This window comes from Streptomyces acidiscabies, from assembly GCF_020010905.1.
Lineage (GTDB): Bacteria > Actinomycetota > Actinomycetes > Streptomycetales > Streptomycetaceae > Streptomyces > Streptomyces acidiscabies.
In genome coordinates, this window is the sequence record NZ_JAGJBY010000002.1 from 1,736,373 (window position 1) to 1,755,666 (window position 19,294).

The window sequence follows — 19,294 nt, forward strand, 5'->3', positions numbered from 1 at the left end:
CTGGTAGTACACAGGTGACAGCGGTGGTACGACGACGCGGGCACGGCTGTCGAAGAGCCTGGGTGTGACTGTTCGGCGGCGAGAGACAGGACACCCGGATATGAGGACACGAACACGGCTGGGGTTGGCGGGAGCCTTCTCCTGCGCGGTGCTGGTGACGGTGGTGGGGATCGGACGCAGTGGGGGCGGCGGGGGCGGGGGCGGTGATGAGGAGGTCGTGGGGCCGTACGTCGCGCTCGGTGACTCGTACACCGCCGGGCCGAAGATTCCGGGGCAGGGCGGTGTGCCCGCCGGGTGCCAGCGGTCCGACCGGAACTATCCGGCGGTTGTCGCGCGGAACCTCAAGGTGCCGCTCACGGACGTCAGTTGCACCGGGGCGACCATCGACGATCTGACCGCCGCGCAGAAGACCGAGGACGGCAGCAACCCTGCGCAGTTCAGCGCTCTTTCGTCGGCGACCCGGCTGGTCACCCTCGGTATCGGTGGCAACGACATCGGGTTCGCCGCGACGATCACCGAGTGCGTGAAGCTGGGCGTCCGCTACCAGATGGGGAGCCTGCTCAGCTCCAAGGGCGACAGCGCGCCCTGCCGGGAGAAGTACGACGCCGAGGTCGGACGGAAGATCGACGCGCTCGGCGGGAAGCTCGCGGGGGCGCTGGCTGAGGTCGGGCGGCGGTCTCCCGAGGCGGAGGTGTACGTCGTCGGGTATCCGGCGGTCTTTCCCGAACAGGGGGACTCCTGCGGGAGGTTGGGGCTGGCGCCGGGTGACGTCGTGTTCCTGCGGGAGCAGGAGCGGCGGCTCAACTCCGTGCTGAAGAAGGCGGCTTCGGGGGCGGGGGCGTCGTACGTCGACACGTACAAGCCGTCCGAGGGGCTGGGAGCCTGTGCGGGCAAGGGAGTTCGGTGGATCGAGCCGCTGATGCCCGCGGCGCCCGCCGCGCCGGTGCACCCCAATGAGAAAGGGGAGGCGGGGATGGCCGCGGCGGTCCTCGGTGTAGTACTCGAGTAGGAGGCGGTGACTCCGGAAGTACTACCGTTTCGGTAGGGCCTTCCACGGTTTCAGCAGGTCAAAGTGGGAACGACAGTACGACGCGCAAGGGGACCCTTCCCAGCGAGGCTTTAGGTGACACCCGAGATTCTGGAGTATCGCCTTGGCCACCTTCCTGCACCGACTGGGCCGCCTGGCCTTTCGACGACGCTGGTACGTCGTCCTGATCTGGGCCGCCGTCGTCGCCTTCGTGGGCCTCGGCGCCATGAAGGCCACCGGCACCACCGACGAAGAGTTCTCGATGCCCGGCATCGAGTCCCAGAAGGCGTTCGACCTCATGGAGCAGCGCTTCCCGGGCGCGGCGGCCGACGGCGCCACCGCACGGGTCGTGTTCGTCGCCCCCGACGGGCAGAAGGTCACCGCCACCGAGAACAAGAACGCCATCGAGGAGGCCGTCGCCTCGCTCAAGGACGGCTCCCAAGTCGCCGGTGTCGCCGACCCGTTCACCGCGAAGGCGGTCAGTGCGGACGGGTCCACCGCGTATGCCGTCGTCACCTACAAGGTGACCGCCACCGATGTCTCCGACGCCAGTCACACCGCTCTCGACAAGGCCATCGATCACGCTCGTGACGCCGGGCTCACGGTCGAGGCGGGGGGCTCTGCGATGGATGCGGGCGGGGGGCCCGGTGGCGTCGCCGAGGTCATTGGCATCGCCATCGCCGCCGTCGTACTCCTCATCACGTTCGGGTCGCTCGCTGCTGCTGGGCTGCCGTTGCTGACCGCGATCATCGGGGTTGCGATCACGATGCTGTCGATCACGCTGCTGGGGAGTGCCCTCGGGCTGTCCAGCAGTACCGGGACGCTGGCGATGATGCTGGGGCTGGCTGTCGGGATCGACTATGCGTTGTTCGTCGTGTCGCGCTTCCGGGAGGAGCGGGCTCGGGGGCGGGATGCGTACGAGGCTGCGGGGATGGCCGTTGGGACTGCCGGGTCGGCTGTGGTGTTTGCCGGGTTGACTGTGGTCATCGCGTTGGCGGGGCTTGCGGTTGTTGGGATTCCGATGCTGACGAAGATGGGGCTGGCGGCGGCGGGGGCGGTGGTTGTCGCTGTGCTGGTTGCGTTGACTGTGGTGCCGGCGTTGTTGGGGTTCTGGCCTGATGCGGTGTTGAAGCGGGCGGAGCGGGCTGGTCGGGGGGAGTCGGCGGGGCTGGCTGGGTCGGCGGGGCTGGTCGAGCCTGCGGGTCGGAAGGGTCGGAAGGGTCGGAAGGGGCTTAGGGCGTGGAAGGGGCGAGGGGGGTCGGATAATCGCACCGTCGCTCCTATTTCCGCGTCCGCTTCTGCCGCCCCCGACAACATGGGCACCCGCTGGGCCCGCTTCGTCCTCCGTCGGCCCCTTCCCGTCATGATCCTCGGCGTCATCGGTCTCGGCGCCCTCGCGCTGCCCGTGACCGGACTCCAGCTCGGCATGCCGGGCGACGAGGCGAAGCCGACGTCCACCACCGAGCGGCGGGCCTACGACGCGCTCGCCGACGGTTTCGGACCGGGGTTCAACGGTCCCCTCACGATCGTCGTCGACGCCAAGGGCACCGGCGACGTCAAGGCCGCCGCGTCGACGATCAGCGAGAAGATCGCCGGCACCAAGGGCATCGTCTCGGTGTCCCCGGCCCGCTTCGACAAGGCCGGCGACACCGCCGTGTTCAGCGCGACGCCCGCCACCGCGCCGACCGACGAGAAGACGAAGACGCTGGTCAAGACGATCCGCTCGGAGCGGCCCGGCGTCGAGGCGGCGGCCGGCGCGCAGTTCGAGGTCACCGGCACCACCGCCCTCAACATCGACGTCTCCGACAAGGTGCAGGGCGCGCTGATCCCGTACCTCGTCACCGTCGTCGGCCTCGCGATCCTGCTCCTGCTGGTCGTCTTCCGCTCGATCCTGGTCCCGCTCAAGGCGGCGCTCGGCTTCCTCCTGTCCGTCCTCGCGGCGCTCGGCGCGGTCGTCATCGTCTTCCAGGACGGCCACGCGGCGAGCCTGTTCGGCGTCGACCAGACCGGTCCGATCATGAGCCTGATGCCGATCTTCATGGTCGGGATCGTCTTCGGGCTCGCCATGGACTACGAGGTGTTCCTCGTCTCCCGCATGCGCGAGGGCTACGTCCACGGCGACTCCGCCCACGAAGCCGTCGTCTCCGGCTTCCGGCACAGCGCACGCGTGGTCGTCGCCGCCGCGCTCATCATGATCGCCGTGTTCGCCGGGTTCATCGGCGAGAGCGAGTCCATGATCAAGATGATCGGCTTCGGGCTTGCTACGGCGGTGCTGTTCGACGCGTTCGTCGTCCGTATGGCGATCGTGCCGGCGGTGCTTGCGCTGCTGGGGGATCGGGCGTGGTGGCTGCCGAAGTGGCTCGACCGGGTGTTGCCGAACGTCGATATCGAGGGGGAGGCGTTGGTGAAGGCTGCGGACGAGACGCCGGTTCAGGAGCCGGTGAGGGTGTAGGGCGGGGGGCTTGAGGGGCTCGTCGGCGGGCTGGTCGGCGGCGTAGGTCGGGCTCGATGCGGTCGTACAAGGTGATATTCGTACGACGATGTCGAGCCCGGCCGTCCCGCGTCAGCTCTGTCCGAGCACTCGGCGGTACGCGTTCTCGTCGTCCTCGCCGAACACCGTGAACACGACCCGGTCGAACCGGCCGGGGTGGTGGTCCAGCCACTCAGCCACCGTGCGGACCGCCACCGGGGCCGCCGCCTCCTTCGGGTAGCCGAAGACGCCGGTGCTGATCGCGCACAGGCCGACCGTGCGGACGTCGTCCAGCTCGGCCGCGAGGTCCAGGCATGCGCGGTACGACGAGGCCAGGGCCTCCGCGTCGCTCTGTGCCGGGCGGCCCTGGACCACGGGGCCGACCGTGTGCAGTACGTACCTGGCCGGCAGGTGGTAGCCCCGTGTCACCTTCGCGACGCCGGTCGGTTCGGGGGCGCCCTGCGCGTCGTACACCGCCTTGCAGTCGTCCCGCAGGCGCGGGCCCGCCGCGGAGTGGATCGCGTTGTCGATGCAGGGGTGCAGGGGGCGGAAGCAGCCGAGGAGGCCGCTGTTCGCGGCGTTCACGATGGCGTCCGTGGCGAGGGTGGTGATGTCGCCGCGCCACAGGGAGGTACGGCCGTCGGGGGTGGGGAGGTCGGTGGGGGACGTCGTTGTACGCAGCCCGCGTTCGCCGGCCAGCAGCGCGTCCAGTTCGTGGTTCGTGCCCTCGGGGAGGGGGCCGGGGTCGCGCACCGTCAGCAGGGCGCGCAGGACCTGGCGTGCGGTGGCGGGGTCCTGCAACTCGGGGAGCGAGCCGGGGGCCAGGCCGAGGCGTGCTGTCGCCGGGTCACCGTTCATGAGGCGCAGCGCGTTGCGGACGTGCGCGTCCAGCTGGTCCGCCGGGGCGGGGGGTGCGGTGGGGTGGAACGGGGTGTCCAGGTCGACGCCCGTCCGGTACTCGGCGAGGGGGAGGACCCGTGGTCCTCTGCGCGGCGTGAGGAACGTCGGCGGGGTCAGGGGAAAGTCCGGCATCTCAGGGCACCAGGAAATCGTCCGCCCGCACCGGGATGGACAGGGCTCTTCTGCCGAGGTCGGCGGGGACCTCGGGGTGGTTCGGGTTGATACGGACCAGGCGGGCGCCGGGGGTGTGTCGCACGAGGTTCTCCAGGGGGTGGCGGATGACGCCGGGGGTGTTGAAGCCGGCGCCGAGTTCTAGGGCTAGGAGGGTGGGGGGAGGGGTTGGGGGTTGGGGTGGTGGCTGAGTGGTTCGGCTACTGGGCCATGGGGTGGTGGGTGGGGGAGGGGGCGTCGGCTGGGTGGGCGGTGGCTGAGTGGTTCGGCCACTTTGCCAATCGGCCGGCGTTGGTCGGGTGGCTGGTGTGGGTGGTGTGGCCGGCGTGGGTGGTGCGGGTGGCGTGGGCGGTGCGGTCAGTGGCTGAGTGGCTCAGCCACTCAGCCAATGGGAATTGGCTCAGCCATTTTGCCAGTCGCTCGCCCGTGGGCATGAACGCGTCGTCCACGAACCCCGGCCCCACCCGTACGTTGGGGAAGACCTCGCCGCCGCAGTTCGGGCAGACCGGCAGCGCCCCGGGGTCCCGGACCCGGCCGGTCTCGCGGTCGTACGCGGCGAGGATCCGTTCGAGGAACGGTGCGCTCGGCCAGGTCTCGCGTGTGCAGGGCGTCGTGCACTGGAGGAACCCGTAGTCGCCCTGCGGGGTGAAGATCCGGTCGGGGGCGAAGCCGTTGCGGGCGAAGAGGCCGTCGACGTTGGAGGTCAGCACCCAGTGGTCGCGGTCGCCGACGAGTTCGCGGAGCCGCCGGTAGAGGGGGTTCGCGCCGGTGCCGTACCGGATGTCGGTGATGTGGACGGCCCAGTACCCCCACATCATGTCCGGCGGCAACGGCACGCCCAGCAGATAGCGGGAGCGCAGCCCGAGCCGGTGCAGCGCGGGCAGCAGTTCGCGGAAGCGGTCGGCGTCGCCGTAGTCATACCCGGCCGCCGCGCTCAGCCCGGCGCCCGCACCGACGAGCACCGCGTCGGCCTCGTCGAGCCAGCGGTGGAAGGTGTCTCGGAGGGTGCCTCGAACCATCGCCGCTGTTTCCTCGTCTCCGTACCAAGTCCCGTCCCCGGGGCCGGGGTTCCGCTCCAACGTACGGGGGTGGAAAGGGAACGTCCCGGTTCACTTCGGACCGCCGCTGGTCAAAAACCGACCGGAAACGCACGGAAGGCCCGCAGGGAGCTGCGGGCCTTCCACGTACGTGGGTGCTCAGTTGCCGGCGGCCTTGCGGCGGCGCAGCGCGAAGACCGTGCCCGCGCCGACGGCGATCATGCCGACGGCGATCCCGGCGGCCGGAGCGGTGTAGTCGCTCGCACCGGTCTCGGCGAGGTGGGTGGAACCGCCCGCAGGGGTGGGGGCGTTGCCCGCGGGGGCGGCCGGGGTGGAGGTGGAGGGGCTCGGCTCCGGGGACGGTGAGGTCGCCGCCGAGGAAGAGGACGAGGGGGACGGCGAGGGCGAGTTCGGGGCCGACGGGGTCGGGCTCGGCGACGGGTACCACGCGGGGCACGCCTTCGACGGGGTCACCAGCGCCGGCGTGATGTCCTGGTCGACGTACCCGCCCGCCTTGACGTGGATCCGGTACGTCCAGTCCGGCGTCCAGTCGACCGGGATGTCGACGCTGGTGCCCTGCGCCGAGGAGTGCTCGATCGTCTTGCTGCCGATGTCGCGGTACTGGTCGTCCGGCATCGAGAGCTTGATCTGCACCGAGACGGTGGCCGGGGTGCCGGTCGGGTCCACGTCGGTGACGCGGATGAAGCCGTGGCCGTCCGCGCCGCACTCGGCCGAGGCCGAGAAGTCACGGATGTTGCACGCCGACGCGCTGCCCGCGACGGTCAGACAGAGGGCCGCCGCAGCGACCGGAACGCCTATGAGACGTGTCGCGCGCAGCACGCGGACACGGGGAGGAAGGGACACGAACGTCCTTAGGAAAGACCTGTGGAAGAGCCTGACCCCCACGTCCTACAAGTCCGCCGAATCCCCTGTCAATCTACTGTCACCGCAGGTCAGGAGGTGTTCAACGGCTCCCCATGGACACCTCGTCCTCCCCTCAAGCGCCGGTCAAGACGGCCATGCCGCGGTCATCCGTGGGAGTGCTGGTCCGTACCCGCGGTGAACGCCGCCGTGCGCACCTTCCCGTCGGCCTTGAAGTCCAGGAACAGCCGGTACGTTCCCGTGCTCGGCACGTCCGCCGTGAACCGCACCTCCGTCGCCCCGCTCTTGTCGTCGTGCGGATGCACATGCAGGTACGCGAGGTCCCCCGCCCGCAGCGCGACGAGATGCCCGTTCGCCCCGAGGTACGGCTGCAGCCTCACCGGCCGCCCCTCCTTGCTGACCGTGAACCTCAACTCGCTCCCCTCGCCGGCCGCGAGCCCGCCGTCCAGCGCGACGGTGTACCCGTCGACGGTCACCTCCCTCACCGGCGCCGGAACCTTCTCGGCCTCGTACTCCCCGGCGACCGTCAGATCCGACCCCAGCGTGAGGTTCTCCTTCCCCTCGCCCGGCGTGAAGTCCGCGAACACTCGGTAGCTCCCCGGCTCCGACAGCGTCACCGGCGTACTCCACGTCCCGTCCGCCGCCCGGCTCGGGTGCAGATGCCGGTACTCGGTCAGGTCCCGCGAGGCCACGATGAGGTGCAGCTCCTTCTCGTGCTCGACCCGGTACGACGTGACCGGCCTGCCGTCCGTCCCCCGCACGGTGAACCTGATCACCCCGGCCCTGTCCGCCATCAGCGCCTTGCTCTCCAGGTCCAGCGTGTACCCGCCCTCGCTGACCTGGAGCCCGGCGGGGACGGGGGCGGTGCTCTGGCCGCCGGACTCCTCGTGCGAGCCGCTCTCGTGTGCGCCGCCCTCGTGGGACTCGCTCCGGTGAGCGGCGTTCTCCGTGCCGGTGTCGAACGGGCCGACCAGCGCACCCACCCCGTACGCGGCCCCGAACGACACGGCGAGCGCGGCACCGAATGCGCCGATCTTCTGGAGGGGGTTCATGGCGGGCTCCCTGTTCTGCCTCTCCGGTGGTATACCCCAGGGGGGTACGGGACTCCGACTCTATACCCCGGCGGGGTATAGGGAAAGCCGGGTGTTCCACCGGGCGGGGCCTCGCGGTCACCGCACTGCCGCCATGACGATCCGCTGAGCCACCGCGTTCATGTCCTTCCCCTTCGCGTCGGTCGCGGTGATCGAGTAAACGAGCGTGCGCGAGAGGTCGCGGGTGGCTCCGGCTACCGCGCTGTAGCCGGGGCGGGAACCGGTCTTGAGCCAGAAGACCTTGCCGTTCAGCTCACCGCGCTGGAGGCCGGCGGTGTAGGTGGCGCCCTCGATGCCCGCCGGGACCGTGAACATCTCCTCCAACTGGGGCTGCGGGACTATCCGGCCCCGGAACAGGGACGTGATCAGCCGCTCCAGGTCGGCGGTCGTGGAGATCATGTCGCCGGCCGCCGCGCGGTCCGCCTGGTTCCACTCCGTGACGTCGACGAGTTCCGTCGTGCCGTCCGCTTTCTTCACCGCCTGGTAGCCGTGGTTGTGCGGGCCGGCGATGCACGGGTCGGTGCCCGGGAAGTACGTGTCGCGCATCCCGGCGGGGGCCAGGACCAGGCGGGTGGCCTCGGCGGCGTACGAGCGGCCGGTGACCTTCTCTATCAGCAGGCCCAGGATCGTGTAGCCGATGTTGGAGTAGTGCTGGCCCTCGCCGGGGCGGAACTCGGGACCCTTCGCCACCGCCGAGGCCACGACCTGCCGGGGAGTCAGCGTGTCGTAGCGGTGGGCGTACTGCTCCTCGAACGTGCCCCCCAGCTCGTCCCCCGGCTGGATCCCGGACGTGTGATCGAGCAGCTGCCGTACGGTGATGGGCCGGAACTCCCGGCTCAGCAGCCCCGGGAGATACCGCTGGACCGGCGCCCCGAGGTCCACCTTCCCCTCCGCCGCGAGCCGCAGCACCGTCGCCGCGGTCACGACCTTCGTCACCGACCCGGCCCGGAACCGCGCACCCGGATCGGCCGGCGTTCCGCTCTCTATGTCGCGCACCCCCGAACTGCCCCGCCACACCCCGGCCGTCCCGCCGACCCGGACCAGCGCGGAGGTCGCGTCGCCGTTGGGCAGCCCGGCTATCGCGGCGCTCAGGGCTGCGGCGTCCGGGGGAGAGGTCGGCTGCTGGACGCCGGCCGACCCCTTGGCGGACCCGGCGGCCGATCCGTCGCCCGGCCGCGCTGTCGCGAAGACCGGTGCCGCGAGCGGGCCGGCGGCCAGTGCGAGGGCGAGCGAGGCCGCGAGGACGGTCGTACGGCGACGAAGGCGCATGAACAACTCCCGAGGTGAGGCGTCGAAGGTGACGCGACCATCGTCCGACGTGGAGGGACCCCTCCGTATCGGCCGAACGGCCAGTCCTGCCCCGCAGGAAACCCGGACCCCGGCCGCACCAACACCCCACGATTTCCTAGGGGTTCGCCCCTGGGGGCCGACCGGACAGGCCGTCGCGCACCCGAACGAGCTAGGTCAAAAGGACGACAGACCGGCTACGGCACCCCGGCCTCCACCCGAAAAGTGTTATCCCCGCCTCCCTCGCCCCGTCCCCACCTGTGATCCCCGACATTGCCAACAGCCCGCCCCCGGCTGAAAAGGTGCTGGTATGAGAATGGAAGCGGACGGTCGAGCCCGGCGCGGCGGTGCGGTAGGGCGCGCCGGCGGTGACTGGTCCGGCGTGATCGCCGCCGCGCAGGCCGGTGACCGGCGGGCGCTGGACGAACTGGTCCAGGGCTGGCTGCCGCTCGTCTACAACATCGTCGGCAGGGCGCTGAACGGACACGCGGACGTCGATGACGTCGTGCAGGAGACGATGCTGAGGGCCGTCGGCAGCCTCGGCGCCTTGCGCGATCCGGACAGCTTCCGCTCGTGGCTCGTCGCCATCGCCATGCGTCAGATCCGCGACCGGGCCCGCCGCCGCACCCCGCCCCAGCGCCTCGACGAGAACGACCCGCACGACAGCGCGGACTTCGCCGAACTCACCGTCCTCAGACTTCAGTTGGAGGGTCAGCGTAAGGAAGTCGCCGAGGCTGTCCCCTGGTTGGACGCGGAGGACCGCCAACTCCTGTCCCTGTGGTGGCTGGAGGTCTCCGGCGACCTCACCCGGCGCGAACTCGCCGCCGCCGTGGGCATCAGCCGCCAGCACGCGGCCGTACGCGTCCAGCGCGTGAAGGAACGCCTGGAGATCTCCCGGGGAATCGTCCGTGCCCTGGCCGGCGCCTGCCCCAACCTCCGCGACCTGACCGCCCGTTGGCACGGCCGCCCCGACTCCGTCTGGCGCAAACGCCTCGCCCGGCACATCCGGGGCTGCGCCTACTGCGGCGACACCCGCGAACCCGTCGTCCCCGCCGAACGCCTCCTCGTCGGCATCGCCCTCGTCCCCGTCCCGGTCGGCTTCACCCTCTCCCTCGCCCTCGGCGGCAAAACGGCCGCTGCCGCGACCGGAGTCGGGTGGTCCGCGAAGGTCGTGGGAGCGCTCACGAAACCGGCCGTCGCGATGACCGCGGGCGCGACGCTGGTGGCGGGCGGCGCGTACGTCGTCGTCCAGACCCCCGACGACCCTCCGAAGCACGCCGTAGTGATCCCCACGGCCGAGACGACCCCGGCCCCTCTCAACTCCCCTTCCCCGTCCCCGAGTCCGAGCGCCACCCCCACGAAGAAGACGGCGGTGTACGGCAGTGTCGTGGACGCCGTCGACCGCGCCCCAGACCCCAACACCCCACCGGGGAGCCTCCCTCGGCGCCCCGCGCCCGGTGTCGTGAGCAGCGGTGGTGCCAAGGCCGTCATGCAACACCGGGGCGACCATGTGGACTTGACCGGTCAGGGGTACGTCCTCGTGCGCTGGCAGATCTCGCCCAAGTCCCGGCCGGGCGGGCTGGTCATGCCCAGTTGGACCGGACTCGAAGGCAAGTTGTTCCACGTCGCCTCGGCCGGCGGACGCCGCATGGACGACCCGTTGGCAGGCGCACCCGACGGCTACGCGACCGGCATGGGCGGCCCCGCCATCGGCTACACCGTCCTCCCCGACGGCACCCAACAGATGTGGCAGAACGAGTACTTCTACCTCGACGGCTCCGTCACCCTCACCGTCAACGAACGCGGCGCCGACTACGGCATCACCGTCTTCCCCTCCAGCCGCGAGGAGATCGAGAAGGACATCCGGTACGGCCCGCCGCAGGGCGCCATCCGCTACGGCATGGTCCGCGATACGGGGTCCGACGACACCCCCGTCCCCCAATACGCCACACGAGCCACCCCAGTTGACCCGGCGACGGTCCCTCAGCGGTCCGCCCTGTAATCGTCCTGAGCCTCCAGCACGGCGTCCCCGTGATCCACCGCCCACACCCCGAGGGCACCGAGCGCGGGCAGCAACGTCCGCCCCAACGGCGTGAGTTCGTACGCGCCGACGCCGTTCCGTACGGCGAGCCCGTTGAACTCCAGCCGGCGCAAAGCCTCCGTGAGGACCTTCGCGCTGATCCCCCCGATCCGCACACGCAGTTGGCCGTAGCGCACCGGCTCCACGCGCAGCGCCCACAGCACCACCGGGTCCCAGGTGTGCGTGAGCAGGTCGAAGGCGAGACGGGCGCGGCAGTCGGCGAGGAATGGTAGCTCTGTCGTCACGTACCGGATGGTGCCTCACCGGCTCCCTAACGTCACAGAAGTCGACGTCGGAGAAAGGGAGTTGGAATCGTGCGCATCGGGATTCTCGGTACGGGCGGCATGGCGGACGCACTCGGCACGCAGTGGCGACGAGCCGGGCACGAGGTCCTCGCCGGAGGTCGCAGCGGGCCCAACAGCCTTGCGGAAGCCGCTGAGTTCGGGACGGACGCGGTGCTGCTCGCCCTGCCGTACCCCGCGGTGGTGGAAGTGGCGGGCGGCCTTCAGGACGCCTTGCGGGGGCGGGTGTTGGTGGACTGCGCGAACGCTGTCGCCGGACCCGACTTCGCGTTGACGACCCGGGGCGGCCTGTCCGTCGCCGAGCGCATCGCCGCCGCCGTACCGACTGCCCATGTCGTCAAGGCGTTCAACCTGTGCCACGTCGACGTCTGGCGCCTCACCCCGCCCGTCTTCGAGGGCCGCCCGCTCGCCGTTCCGCTGTGCGGGGACGACGAGGGGGCCCTGGACGTCGTACGCCGGCTCGTGCGCGATGTCGGGTGCGAACCCTTGTGCGCGGGGGGAGTTGAGCGGGCGGGGCTGGTGGAGGCGACGGCCGCGCTGCTGATCCGGCTCTGGGTGGGGGAGGGGGCGGACGCGCAGGCGATCGCGCCGCCGGTGCCGTACGCGTGGGGGGACTCAGGCCAAGTCGCCGTCCCCGCCCGCGACTTGCTACTCCCCGCCCCTCAACCCGTGCAGCAGGTCGATCCTGTTGGTCGTGATCGAGTCGACCCCCAGGTCGATCAGGCGGCGCAGGGAGCGGGCCGTGTCGGGGGTCCAGACCGAGAGGAGGTGGCCGTCCCGGTGGACGCGTTCGGCGAGGGGGCGATCGACCAGTGAGAAACGGTAGTTGAGCCAGCGGGGACGGATCGCGGCGAGGAGGGTCGGGCGGACCGGCGCGAGCGAGGTGTGCGTGAGGGCGATCTCGGCGGACGCGTCGGCGCCGCGCACCGCGAGCATCGCCCGGGCGTCGGCGCAGTAGTAGACGCGGTCGGCGGCACCGGCCTCGCGGACCGCGTCCACGACCCGCCGCGCGACCCGCACGTCCCGCGTCCCCGGCAGGTCGACCATCACCCGGGTGTCCTCCGTCGCGGCGAGGGCCTCCACCAGCGTCGGCACGCCGCCCTCCGTCATGCCCCGCACCTCCGCCGCCGACAGCGACCCCAGCGGCCGGTCGACCCCCCAGAGCCGGCTCAGCGTCTCGTCGTGCAGCAGGACCGGAACGCCGTCCCGGGTCAGCCGCACGTCGATCTCGACCGCGTCCGCGCCACGCGACAGCGCGGAACGCAGCGAGTCGAGGGTGTTCTCCCGGAACCGGTAGGGGTCGCCGCGGTGGGCCACGGCCGTCAGGGTCTGCATACGGCCATTGTCACGGGAGGGGGAGGCTCAGGGCACGCGGGGCTCGCAGGGGCGGGCGGGGGCTTTCGGACGGGCGGGGGCGGCGGGTGCCGTGAGCGTTCACGGGACCGTTCACGGCAGCGCTCACGTGATCGTTCACGAGAGCGCTCACGGCACGGTGCGCGCGCCCCCGCCCGGGACCAGCGCTCCCGGAACCGCTCCCGGCACGGTTCACGTGAGCGTTCACGGCACCGTTCACGAGAACGCTCCCGGCACCGTTCACGTGAGCGCTCACGCCCCCCGGCACCTCACGGCGCCAGCCACTCCGCCGTATACGTGTCGATCTCGTCCTTGATCCGCGTCTTGCCGGCGTCGTCCAGGAACGACACCTCGACCGCGTTCTTCGCGAGGTCGGCGACGCCGCGTGCGTCGAGGTCGAGGAGGCGGGCGGCGACGGCGTACTCGTTGTTGAGGTCGGTGCTGAACATCGGCGGGTCGTCCGAGTTGATCGTGACCAGCACGCCCGCGCGGACGAACTCCTTGATCGGGTGCTCGTCGAGGCTGGCGACCGCGCGCGTGGCGATGTTCGAGGTCGGGCAGACCTCCAGCGGGATCCGCTCGGCGGCGAGGTGGGCGAGAAGTTTCTCGTCCTGGGCGGAACTCGTGCCGTGGCCGATGCGTTCAGCACGTAGGTAGGTCAGGGCGTCCCAGACCGTGCCCGGTCCCGTCGTCTCCCCCGCGTGCGGCACCGAGCGCAGGCCCGCGGCGATCGCGCGGTCGAAGTACGGCTTGAACTGCGGCCGGGGCACCCCGATCTCCGGCCCCCCGAGGCCGAACGACACGAGGCCCTCGGGGCGCAGCCGGTCGTCCGTCGCGAGCCGGACGGTCTCCTCCGCCGATTCGAGCCCCGCCTCGCCCGGGATGTCGAAGCACCAGCGCAGGACGGTGCCGAGTTCCTTCTCCGCGGCCTTGCGGGCGTCCTCGATCGCGTCCATGAACGCCTTCGGGTCGATGCCGCGCCGGGTCGAGGAGAAGGGGGTGATCGTCAGCTCGGCGTACCGCACCTGCTGGCGGGCCAGCTCCCGCGCGACCTCGTAGGTCAGCAGGCGGACGTCCTCCGGGGTGCGGATGACGTCCACGACCGACAGGTACACCTCGACGAAGTGCGCGAAGTCCGTGAAGCTGAAGTAGTCGGCGAGTGCCTCGGGGTCCGTCGGTACCTTCGCGTCCGGGTGCCGGCCCGCCAGCTCCGCGACGATCCGCGGCGACGCGGAGCCCACGTGGTGCACGTGGAGTTCGGCCTTGGGCAGACCGGCGATGAACGCGCGCAGGTCGGGGGCGGCGGGTACGGCGTTGCTCATGAGTCCCTCCGGGACAGCGCCTCCGGGGAGCCCCCGGGCGCGGGTGATCGGCTGATCGGTTCCGGATCATCCTAGGCGGGGAGTGTGCGGAAGGAGGGGGGATTTAGCATGGGCGGGACGGGAAAGAGGGGGCCGGGGACATGACGGAGAACACGCGGGACGGGCGGGGGGACGAGGTGTCTCCGGGGGAGGTGGGGGTGCCTGAGCAGGGGGTCGCGGGTGGGGCGGTGCGTGGAGGGGATGCACTTGCGGAGGGGGCGGCAGCTGGGGGCGGGGTGCGTGAAGGGGCCGCGGGTGCTGCGGTGACTGCGGGTGGTCGGACTGGAGACGGGGTGCCTGCGGATGGGGTACCTGGAGGTGCGGTGACCGAAGGCACGGGCTCGGCGTCCGGAGGTTCGGTGACTGCGCGCGGTCGGTCGGGGGATACGGTGCCCGCGGTGGCTTGGCCTGTGCCCGAAGGGGCGCATTCCGGGGGCCCGCGCCGTGACGCCGGTTCCGAGGACGACGGGGTTCAGGACAGGGTTCCGGGGTCTGGTCCGTGGGTGCCTTCGGCGGAGGGGGCGCGAGCTTCGGGGGGTGCCGCGAAGGCGGAGGCTGTGACGCCTCCGGTCGACGCCGGTACACCGGACGCGGTGACACCCTCGCCGGGTGCCGCGATACCGGACGGTGCGACACCCCCGTCCGTCCCCTGGGCGCCGCCCGCCGAGGGCACGTTCGGCTCGGGCGTCCCCCTCGGCCCACCGCCGGTGGTGGGGGAGCGGGGTGCTACGACGCCGGAGACGAAGCCTTTGCCGACGCCCACGGTGTACGACGACCCCGGGACCCCCGCTGCCGCAAATCCGACGAACGCCGGCACGGCAACTCCCGTGAACGACGGCGCCGAAACTCCGGGGTACGACGGTTCCACGCCTTCGGTGAACGCCGGTACCGCAGAGCCCGCGTACGGCGACTCCGCGCGCCTTGCGAAGGACGGTGCCGCAGCTCCTGTACACGACGGCGTCGAGTCGCCCGCGTACGACGCTTCCGCAACCCCCGCCTACGACAAGACGTCCCCGCCCGCCGACCAGCCCCCGTCCTCCTCCCTGAACGACCACCGGATGGTCGCCACCCCCCAGCCGTGGCCCGACCCCTTCGCGGCCCCGCCGGCCAACGCCCCACCCGCCAACGTTCCGCCCGCCTACACCCCGCCCTTCGCCCAACCCCCTGGCCCCTACTCGTCACCCAACTCCTTCGCCCCACTCACACCCCAACCCTCCACCGGTCACATCCCCCCACCGCCCATAGCCCCGGACGGCCCAGGCCCGACCCCCTACGGTTACCCGGCCGCCTACGCCTACCCCGCGCCCTACGGCGGTGCACCGTTCCCCGGTCCGCAGGCCCCCGGAATGCCGGGCGTCGGAATACCCGGCCCGGGAATGCATACTCCCGGCCTCCCTCACCCCAGCGGCTTCCCCGTCACCCCGCCCTACTACGGCTGGCCCAGCACACCCCCCAGCAATGGCCTGGGCACGTCCGCCATGATCACTGGCATCCTCGCGGCCCTGGGCTTCTGCCTGTGGCCGGTGGCGTTCGTGCTCGGCATCCTGGGCGTCGTACTCGGCATCCTCGGCCGCCGCAAAGCGGCCAGAGGCGAGGCGACGAACGGCGGCCAGGCGCTGGCGGGCATCATCTGCGGAGTCGCGGGGACGTTGCTGTCGGCGGGCCTGGCGGTGGTGGTCATTGCGACCTGACGAGACCGGGGGCAGCCCCGCGCGCGCCCCCGAGACGAATATTTCCGGGACGGGCACTGCCGAACGCCGCACGTAAACCCGTCCGGCGAGCGGGCGTCCGGAAGTCTTAGCGGTTTCGCGAGCCCTGGGTGTCGATGTGCGATGCCGTAGCCGGGAGGCGCGTGCGACTGCCAGGTGGCTCGGCGTCCCAGCAGCTCCGAGAGGTGCGATGCCGTAGTCGGAAGATGCGTACACGTGCGACCGGCAGGCGGCCGGGCGTTCCAGCGGCTCCGAGAGCCCCAGGTGGGAGCCCGTAACCAGAAGGCACGAACGCGCGCGACCGGGAAGACGCAGGCCCGCGTCGTCAAGGAGCGGAGGACCAGCCGTCGACACGTGTGCGTGCCACCAGGAAGAAGACTTCGCGCCACACCACCAAGACGCACTCCGCCCTCCCGGCAAACGGGCCCCTGCCTGGGACGAAGCCGCCACGCGATCCGAACTCCCCGCGCAGCCCGGGCCCCACCTCAGCACCTCCTCACCCCACCCGAACCCTCCCCCGAGCCTCCATCCTTTGGTCTTCGCAGGGAATTCCGGCGTTTACGCCGGGAGGGAATACGTTCCCTGGCCCGGAGACGCGGAGCGCCGGAGTTCTCTGCGCTTCTGTGGTGACGGTCAGTCGGGTCGCTTCTGGTTCTCGATGTAGTCCTTGACGGTCTGGATCGGCGCGCCGCCGCAGGAACCGGCGAAGTACGAGGGGGCCCACAGGTGGTCGTGCGTGATCGCCCGGTTCATCGTGTCCGTGTACTCCTGCCGCAGGTAGCGGGAGCTGACGCCCTTGAGGCTGTTGACCAGTTTGGACAGGGCGACCTTCGGCGGGTAGTGCACCAACAGGTGTACGTGGTCGGCCTCGCCGTTGAACTCCCGAAGCTCTGCCTCGAAGCCCGCGCATACGTCGCGCATGATCTCTTCGCAGCGGGTCAGCATGTCTTCGGTGAAGACGCCGCGCCGGTATTTGGTGACGAAGACCAGATGCGCGTGGAGGTTACAGATGACGTGACGACCCCGGCGGATATTGGGGTCTGGTTCCCATCGTGGTGACATAGACCAAGCGTAGTATGATCAAGCGAACTCGACCGGAAGGGGGTGGGCCGGATGATCCGTGCGTACAAGTTCCTCATGCGGCCCACCGCGGGCCAGGCCGCCGCGCTGTCCGCGATGCTGGCCGATCACTGCTCGCTCTACAACGGGGCCCTGCAAGAACGCCGCGACGCCTACCAGCACGTCTCCAGGACGAGAGTCAAGTACGGCGATCAGTCCGCACAGCTCAAGGAGATCCGGGCATTCGACCCGGAGCGTCAGGGCCGCTGGTCGTTCTCCAGTCAGCAGGCCACACTTCGCCGTCTCGACAAGGCATTCACCGCGTTCTTCCGCCGGGTCAAGTCCGGTGAGGCGCCCGGCTATCCGCGCTTTCGCGGGGTGAGCTGGTTCGACACGGTGGAGTTCCCCAAGGACGGGGACGGCTGCCGGTGGGACTCCACCCCGCACGACCCCGTGACCCGCGTTCGTTTCCAGGGCGTCGGCCACGTGAAGGTCAACCAGCACCGGCCGGTGATCGGCAGGGTCAAGACCGTCAGCGTCAAACGCGAGGGACGTAAGTGGTTCGTCGTGCTGACCGCCGAGCGGGAACAGCCCGAGCCGCTGCCGAACACGGGCAGTGTCGTCGGTATCGACATGGGCATAGTGAACTTCCTCGCCGACTCGAACGGCGCCTTCGTGCCCAACCCGCGCCACGGCCGGAAGGCCGCCGCGAAGCTGGAAGCCGCGCAACAGGCATTGTCCCGGTTCCCCCGCCGCAAGGCCAAGGACCGCACCGCCAACCACCGGCGCGCCGTGGAGAAGGTTGCCGCGCTGCACGCCAAGGCCCGCCGTCAACGCCTTGACCATGCCCACAAGGCCGCGCTCGACCTTGTACGGCAGCACGACTTCATCGCCCACGAAGACCTCAAGATCCGCAACATGGGCAGGGCCCCCGCACCGAAGCCCGATCCGGATGAACCAGGCAGCTTCCTGCCCAACGGGGCCGCCGCGAAGGCCGGGCTGAATCGCTCGATCAACGATGCCGGATGGGGGGTGTTCCTGACGATCCTGCACGCCAAGACACCTCACGGTTGCAACGTGTCAAGCAGCGGCGGGTAGTTCGATGCGAAAGGCGAGAGTCTCGTCGAACAGGATGTGTTTCTGGAGGCAGTGGTAGAGCTGGCCGATCATCTTGTTGAACAGGTTCCTCTGAGCGGCGGCGTGCCAGTCCCCGGCCTCGCGGCGTCGGTCGTAGTGTGCCTTGGCCCCGGGGGAGGCGGTTAGGGCTGCGAAGGCCCAGAGGTAGCCGGTGTGGTTGAGCCGGTCGTTCTTCACCCAGCGTCTGGTGATGCTGGACTTCTTCCCAGAGGCCCTGGTGATCGGGGATGCGCCGGCGTAGGCCTTCATGCCGCGGGCGGTGGTGAAGCGGGTGTGATCGTCCCCGATCTCAGCGAGGATCCGGGCGCCGAGCTGGGTTCCGAGTCCGGGGAAGCTCAGGATGATCTCGGCGTCCGGGTGCTGAGGGAAAGCCTCTTCCACCGCCTCGGCGAGCTGGTCGGCGGCGATGCAGGCGGCGTCGAGCTGCCGCAGCAGGGCGAGCATCTGCTTGCCGAGCGCGTCCTCGACCAACGGTGGCTGGTGCGCGTAGTCGGCCCGCAGAACCTCGCGGATGCGTTCGGCGTCGGTGCCGATCCGGCGTTGGCGGCCGGCGCGTTTGAGCGCCGAGTGCAGTTGCGCGATCGACAGCCTGGCGGCTCTCGTCGGGGTGGGTGCGAGTTCCAGCAGGACTCTGGCCTCGGGGCGGCAGAGGCCGTTCTGCCAGTGCAGGTAGGCGTCGAGGGCGGCGGGGAAGTACTCGCGCAGGAGCGAGCGGAGCTGGTTGGACAGCTGCTGCCGGTTCCAGACTGCGTCCTGCTGGGCGCGCGCGAGGACGGCGATGGCGCGGGCAAGGTCGCTGTCCTGCGGCAGCGACCGATGCGCGTGCATATCGGTTCGCAGGATGTTCGCCAGGACGAGGGCGTCGCCGGGGTCGGACTTCTTCCGGGTGACCGCGTGGCGGTCGCGGTAGCGGGCGGCGGCCATCGGGTTGATCGCGTAGACCTGCCGCTTCCCGGTCCGGAGCACGGCGACGAGCAGGCCGCGGGAGGTCTCGATGGCGATCGGAATGGGATCGTCCTCGGTGTCGCCGTGCTCAGCGAGCAGGTCCAGGAGGATCTTGTAGCCGGCTGCGTCGTCGGTGATGTGGCGCTTGGCCAGGAGCTTGCCGTCGTCGTCGACCAGGGCGACGTCGTGCGTCTTCTCGGCCCAGTCGATGCCGCAGTAGATCAACTTCCCTCCTCTATGTGCGGGTGTTCGCGCTGGTCACGAGCGCATGCGGGGCCACGCAGCGACCTAATTCCAGGCCTCGATCACGGATCGGGCCGACACCTCACTAGCCGTTCGTGGCACCAGCTCACCGCACGGGCCCCGGTCTGTTCCCAGAGCTCAGGCGCTCGGGGTAAGCGAGAGATCACCGTGCGACGGGCTCGCACCACCAACTCCAACGAGTGATCAAGCAGACGGTGTTGACGCCGCTGGTGGTCGTGA

The 19,294-nt window shown here is 70.6% G+C and carries 16 protein-coding genes and 1 pseudogene; 6 read left to right on the plus strand and 11 right to left on the minus strand.

The features are described 5' to 3' along the window. The first annotated feature begins 100 nt into the window (after positions 1-100). Together J8M50_RS34770 and J8M50_RS34775 are read left to right on the plus strand one after the other, a co-directional pair. Positions 101-1,009, plus strand: coding sequence for an SGNH/GDSL hydrolase family protein (locus J8M50_RS34770; RefSeq protein WP_040836484.1), 909 nt, complete (start codon positions 101-103; stop codon positions 1,007-1,009). Between the two features lie 142 nt (positions 1,010-1,151). After that, positions 1,152-3,479: an MMPL family transporter gene (locus J8M50_RS34775; protein ID WP_010353810.1), complete on the plus strand. Its 2,328-nt coding sequence runs from the start codon at positions 1,152-1,154 to the stop codon at positions 3,477-3,479. Positions 3,480-3,590: 111 nt separating this feature from the next. Here J8M50_RS34775 and J8M50_RS34780 read toward each other — a convergent pair whose 3' ends face one another. From J8M50_RS34780 to J8M50_RS34800, 6 genes are all read right to left on the minus strand, one after another. Continuing rightward, a complete protein-coding gene (locus tag J8M50_RS34780) occupies positions 3,591-4,529 on the minus strand; it encodes a protein-ADP-ribose hydrolase (RefSeq protein WP_010353809.1) in 939 nt (312 codons plus the stop codon). Position 4,530: 1 nt separating this feature from the next. Continuing rightward, on the minus strand, positions 4,531-4,653 hold the full coding sequence (locus J8M50_RS49385; RefSeq protein WP_010353808.1) for a hypothetical protein: 123 nt from the start codon (positions 4,651-4,653) through the stop codon (positions 4,531-4,533). A gap of 115 nt (positions 4,654-4,768) precedes the next feature. Beyond that, complete coding sequence (locus J8M50_RS34785; protein ID WP_010353806.1) at positions 4,769-5,587, minus strand: SIR2 family NAD-dependent protein deacylase; 819 nt, start codon at positions 5,585-5,587, stop codon at positions 4,769-4,771. Between the two features lie 177 nt (positions 5,588-5,764). Further along, on the minus strand, positions 5,765-6,469 hold the full coding sequence (locus J8M50_RS34790; RefSeq protein ID WP_010353805.1) for an LAETG motif-containing sortase-dependent surface protein: 705 nt from the start codon (positions 6,467-6,469) through the stop codon (positions 5,765-5,767). A gap of 164 nt (positions 6,470-6,633) precedes the next feature. Next, positions 6,634-7,539, minus strand: a complete 906-nt coding sequence (locus J8M50_RS34795; RefSeq protein WP_010353803.1) for a DUF8832 domain-containing protein — start codon at positions 7,537-7,539, stop codon at positions 6,634-6,636. A 117-nt stretch (positions 7,540-7,656) separates the two neighbouring features. Then, the gene (locus J8M50_RS34800) at positions 7,657-8,847 is read right to left on the minus strand and encodes a serine hydrolase domain-containing protein (RefSeq protein ID WP_010353802.1); all 1,191 of its coding nucleotides are present in this window, start codon (positions 8,845-8,847) and stop codon (positions 7,657-7,659) included. A gap of 334 nt (positions 8,848-9,181) precedes the next feature. Between J8M50_RS34800 and J8M50_RS34805 the strand changes: the two genes are divergently transcribed. Beyond that, the gene (locus tag J8M50_RS34805) at positions 9,182-10,867 is read left to right on the plus strand and encodes an RNA polymerase sigma factor (RefSeq protein ID WP_010353801.1); all 1,686 of its coding nucleotides are present in this window, start codon (positions 9,182-9,184) and stop codon (positions 10,865-10,867) included. On the opposite strand, the gene J8M50_RS34810 is transcribed toward J8M50_RS34805, so the two are convergent. Further along, positions 10,849-11,190: a winged helix-turn-helix transcriptional regulator gene (locus J8M50_RS34810; RefSeq protein WP_010353800.1), complete on the minus strand. Its 342-nt coding sequence runs from the start codon at positions 11,188-11,190 to the stop codon at positions 10,849-10,851. The genes J8M50_RS34805 and J8M50_RS34810 overlap by 19 nt on opposite strands. 69 nt (positions 11,191-11,259) lie before the next feature. On the opposite strand from J8M50_RS34810, the pseudogene J8M50_RS34815 reads away from it, so the two are divergent. Further along, a pseudogene (locus J8M50_RS34815) lies at positions 11,260-11,859 on the plus strand (NADPH-dependent F420 reductase); the annotation flags it as partial. Positions 11,860-11,895: 36 nt separating this feature from the next. On the opposite strand, the gene J8M50_RS34820 reads toward J8M50_RS34815, so the two are convergent. Continuing rightward, positions 11,896-12,582 carry a glycerophosphodiester phosphodiesterase gene (locus J8M50_RS34820; protein ID WP_010353798.1) on the minus strand — a complete coding sequence of 229 codons (687 nt, stop codon included), beginning with the start codon at positions 12,580-12,582 and terminating at the stop codon, positions 11,896-11,898. A 287-nt stretch (positions 12,583-12,869) separates the two neighbouring features. Continuing rightward, on the minus strand, positions 12,870-13,922 hold the full coding sequence (locus J8M50_RS34825) for an adenosine deaminase (RefSeq protein ID WP_010353797.1): 1,053 nt from the start codon (positions 13,920-13,922) through the stop codon (positions 12,870-12,872). 596 nt (positions 13,923-14,518) lie between these two features. On the opposite strand from J8M50_RS34825, the gene J8M50_RS49825 reads away from it, so the two are divergent. Further along, positions 14,519-15,652 carry a DUF4190 domain-containing protein gene (locus J8M50_RS49825; RefSeq protein WP_223786374.1) on the plus strand — a complete coding sequence of 378 codons (1,134 nt, stop codon included), beginning with the start codon at positions 14,519-14,521 and terminating at the stop codon, positions 15,650-15,652. Positions 15,653-16,303: 651 nt separating this feature from the next. Here J8M50_RS49825 and tnpA read toward each other — a convergent pair. After that, positions 16,304-16,732 (minus strand): IS200/IS605 family transposase, encoded by a 429-nt coding sequence (gene tnpA, locus J8M50_RS34835; protein ID WP_075661098.1) that lies wholly within the window; start codon positions 16,730-16,732, stop codon positions 16,304-16,306. Between the two features lie 51 nt (positions 16,733-16,783). Here tnpA and J8M50_RS34840 point away from each other — a divergent pair, with 51 nt between their 5' ends. After that, on the plus strand, positions 16,784-17,827 hold the full coding sequence (locus J8M50_RS34840) for an RNA-guided endonuclease InsQ/TnpB family protein (RefSeq protein ID WP_010353794.1): 1,044 nt from the start codon (positions 16,784-16,786) through the stop codon (positions 17,825-17,827). Here J8M50_RS34840 and J8M50_RS34845 read toward each other — a convergent pair. After that, on the minus strand, positions 17,810-19,036 hold the full coding sequence (locus J8M50_RS34845; protein WP_061335571.1) for an IS110 family RNA-guided transposase: 1,227 nt from the start codon (positions 19,034-19,036) through the stop codon (positions 17,810-17,812). The two genes, J8M50_RS34840 and J8M50_RS34845, sit on opposite strands and share 18 nt — an antisense overlap. Positions 19,037-19,294: the final 258 nt, after the last annotated feature.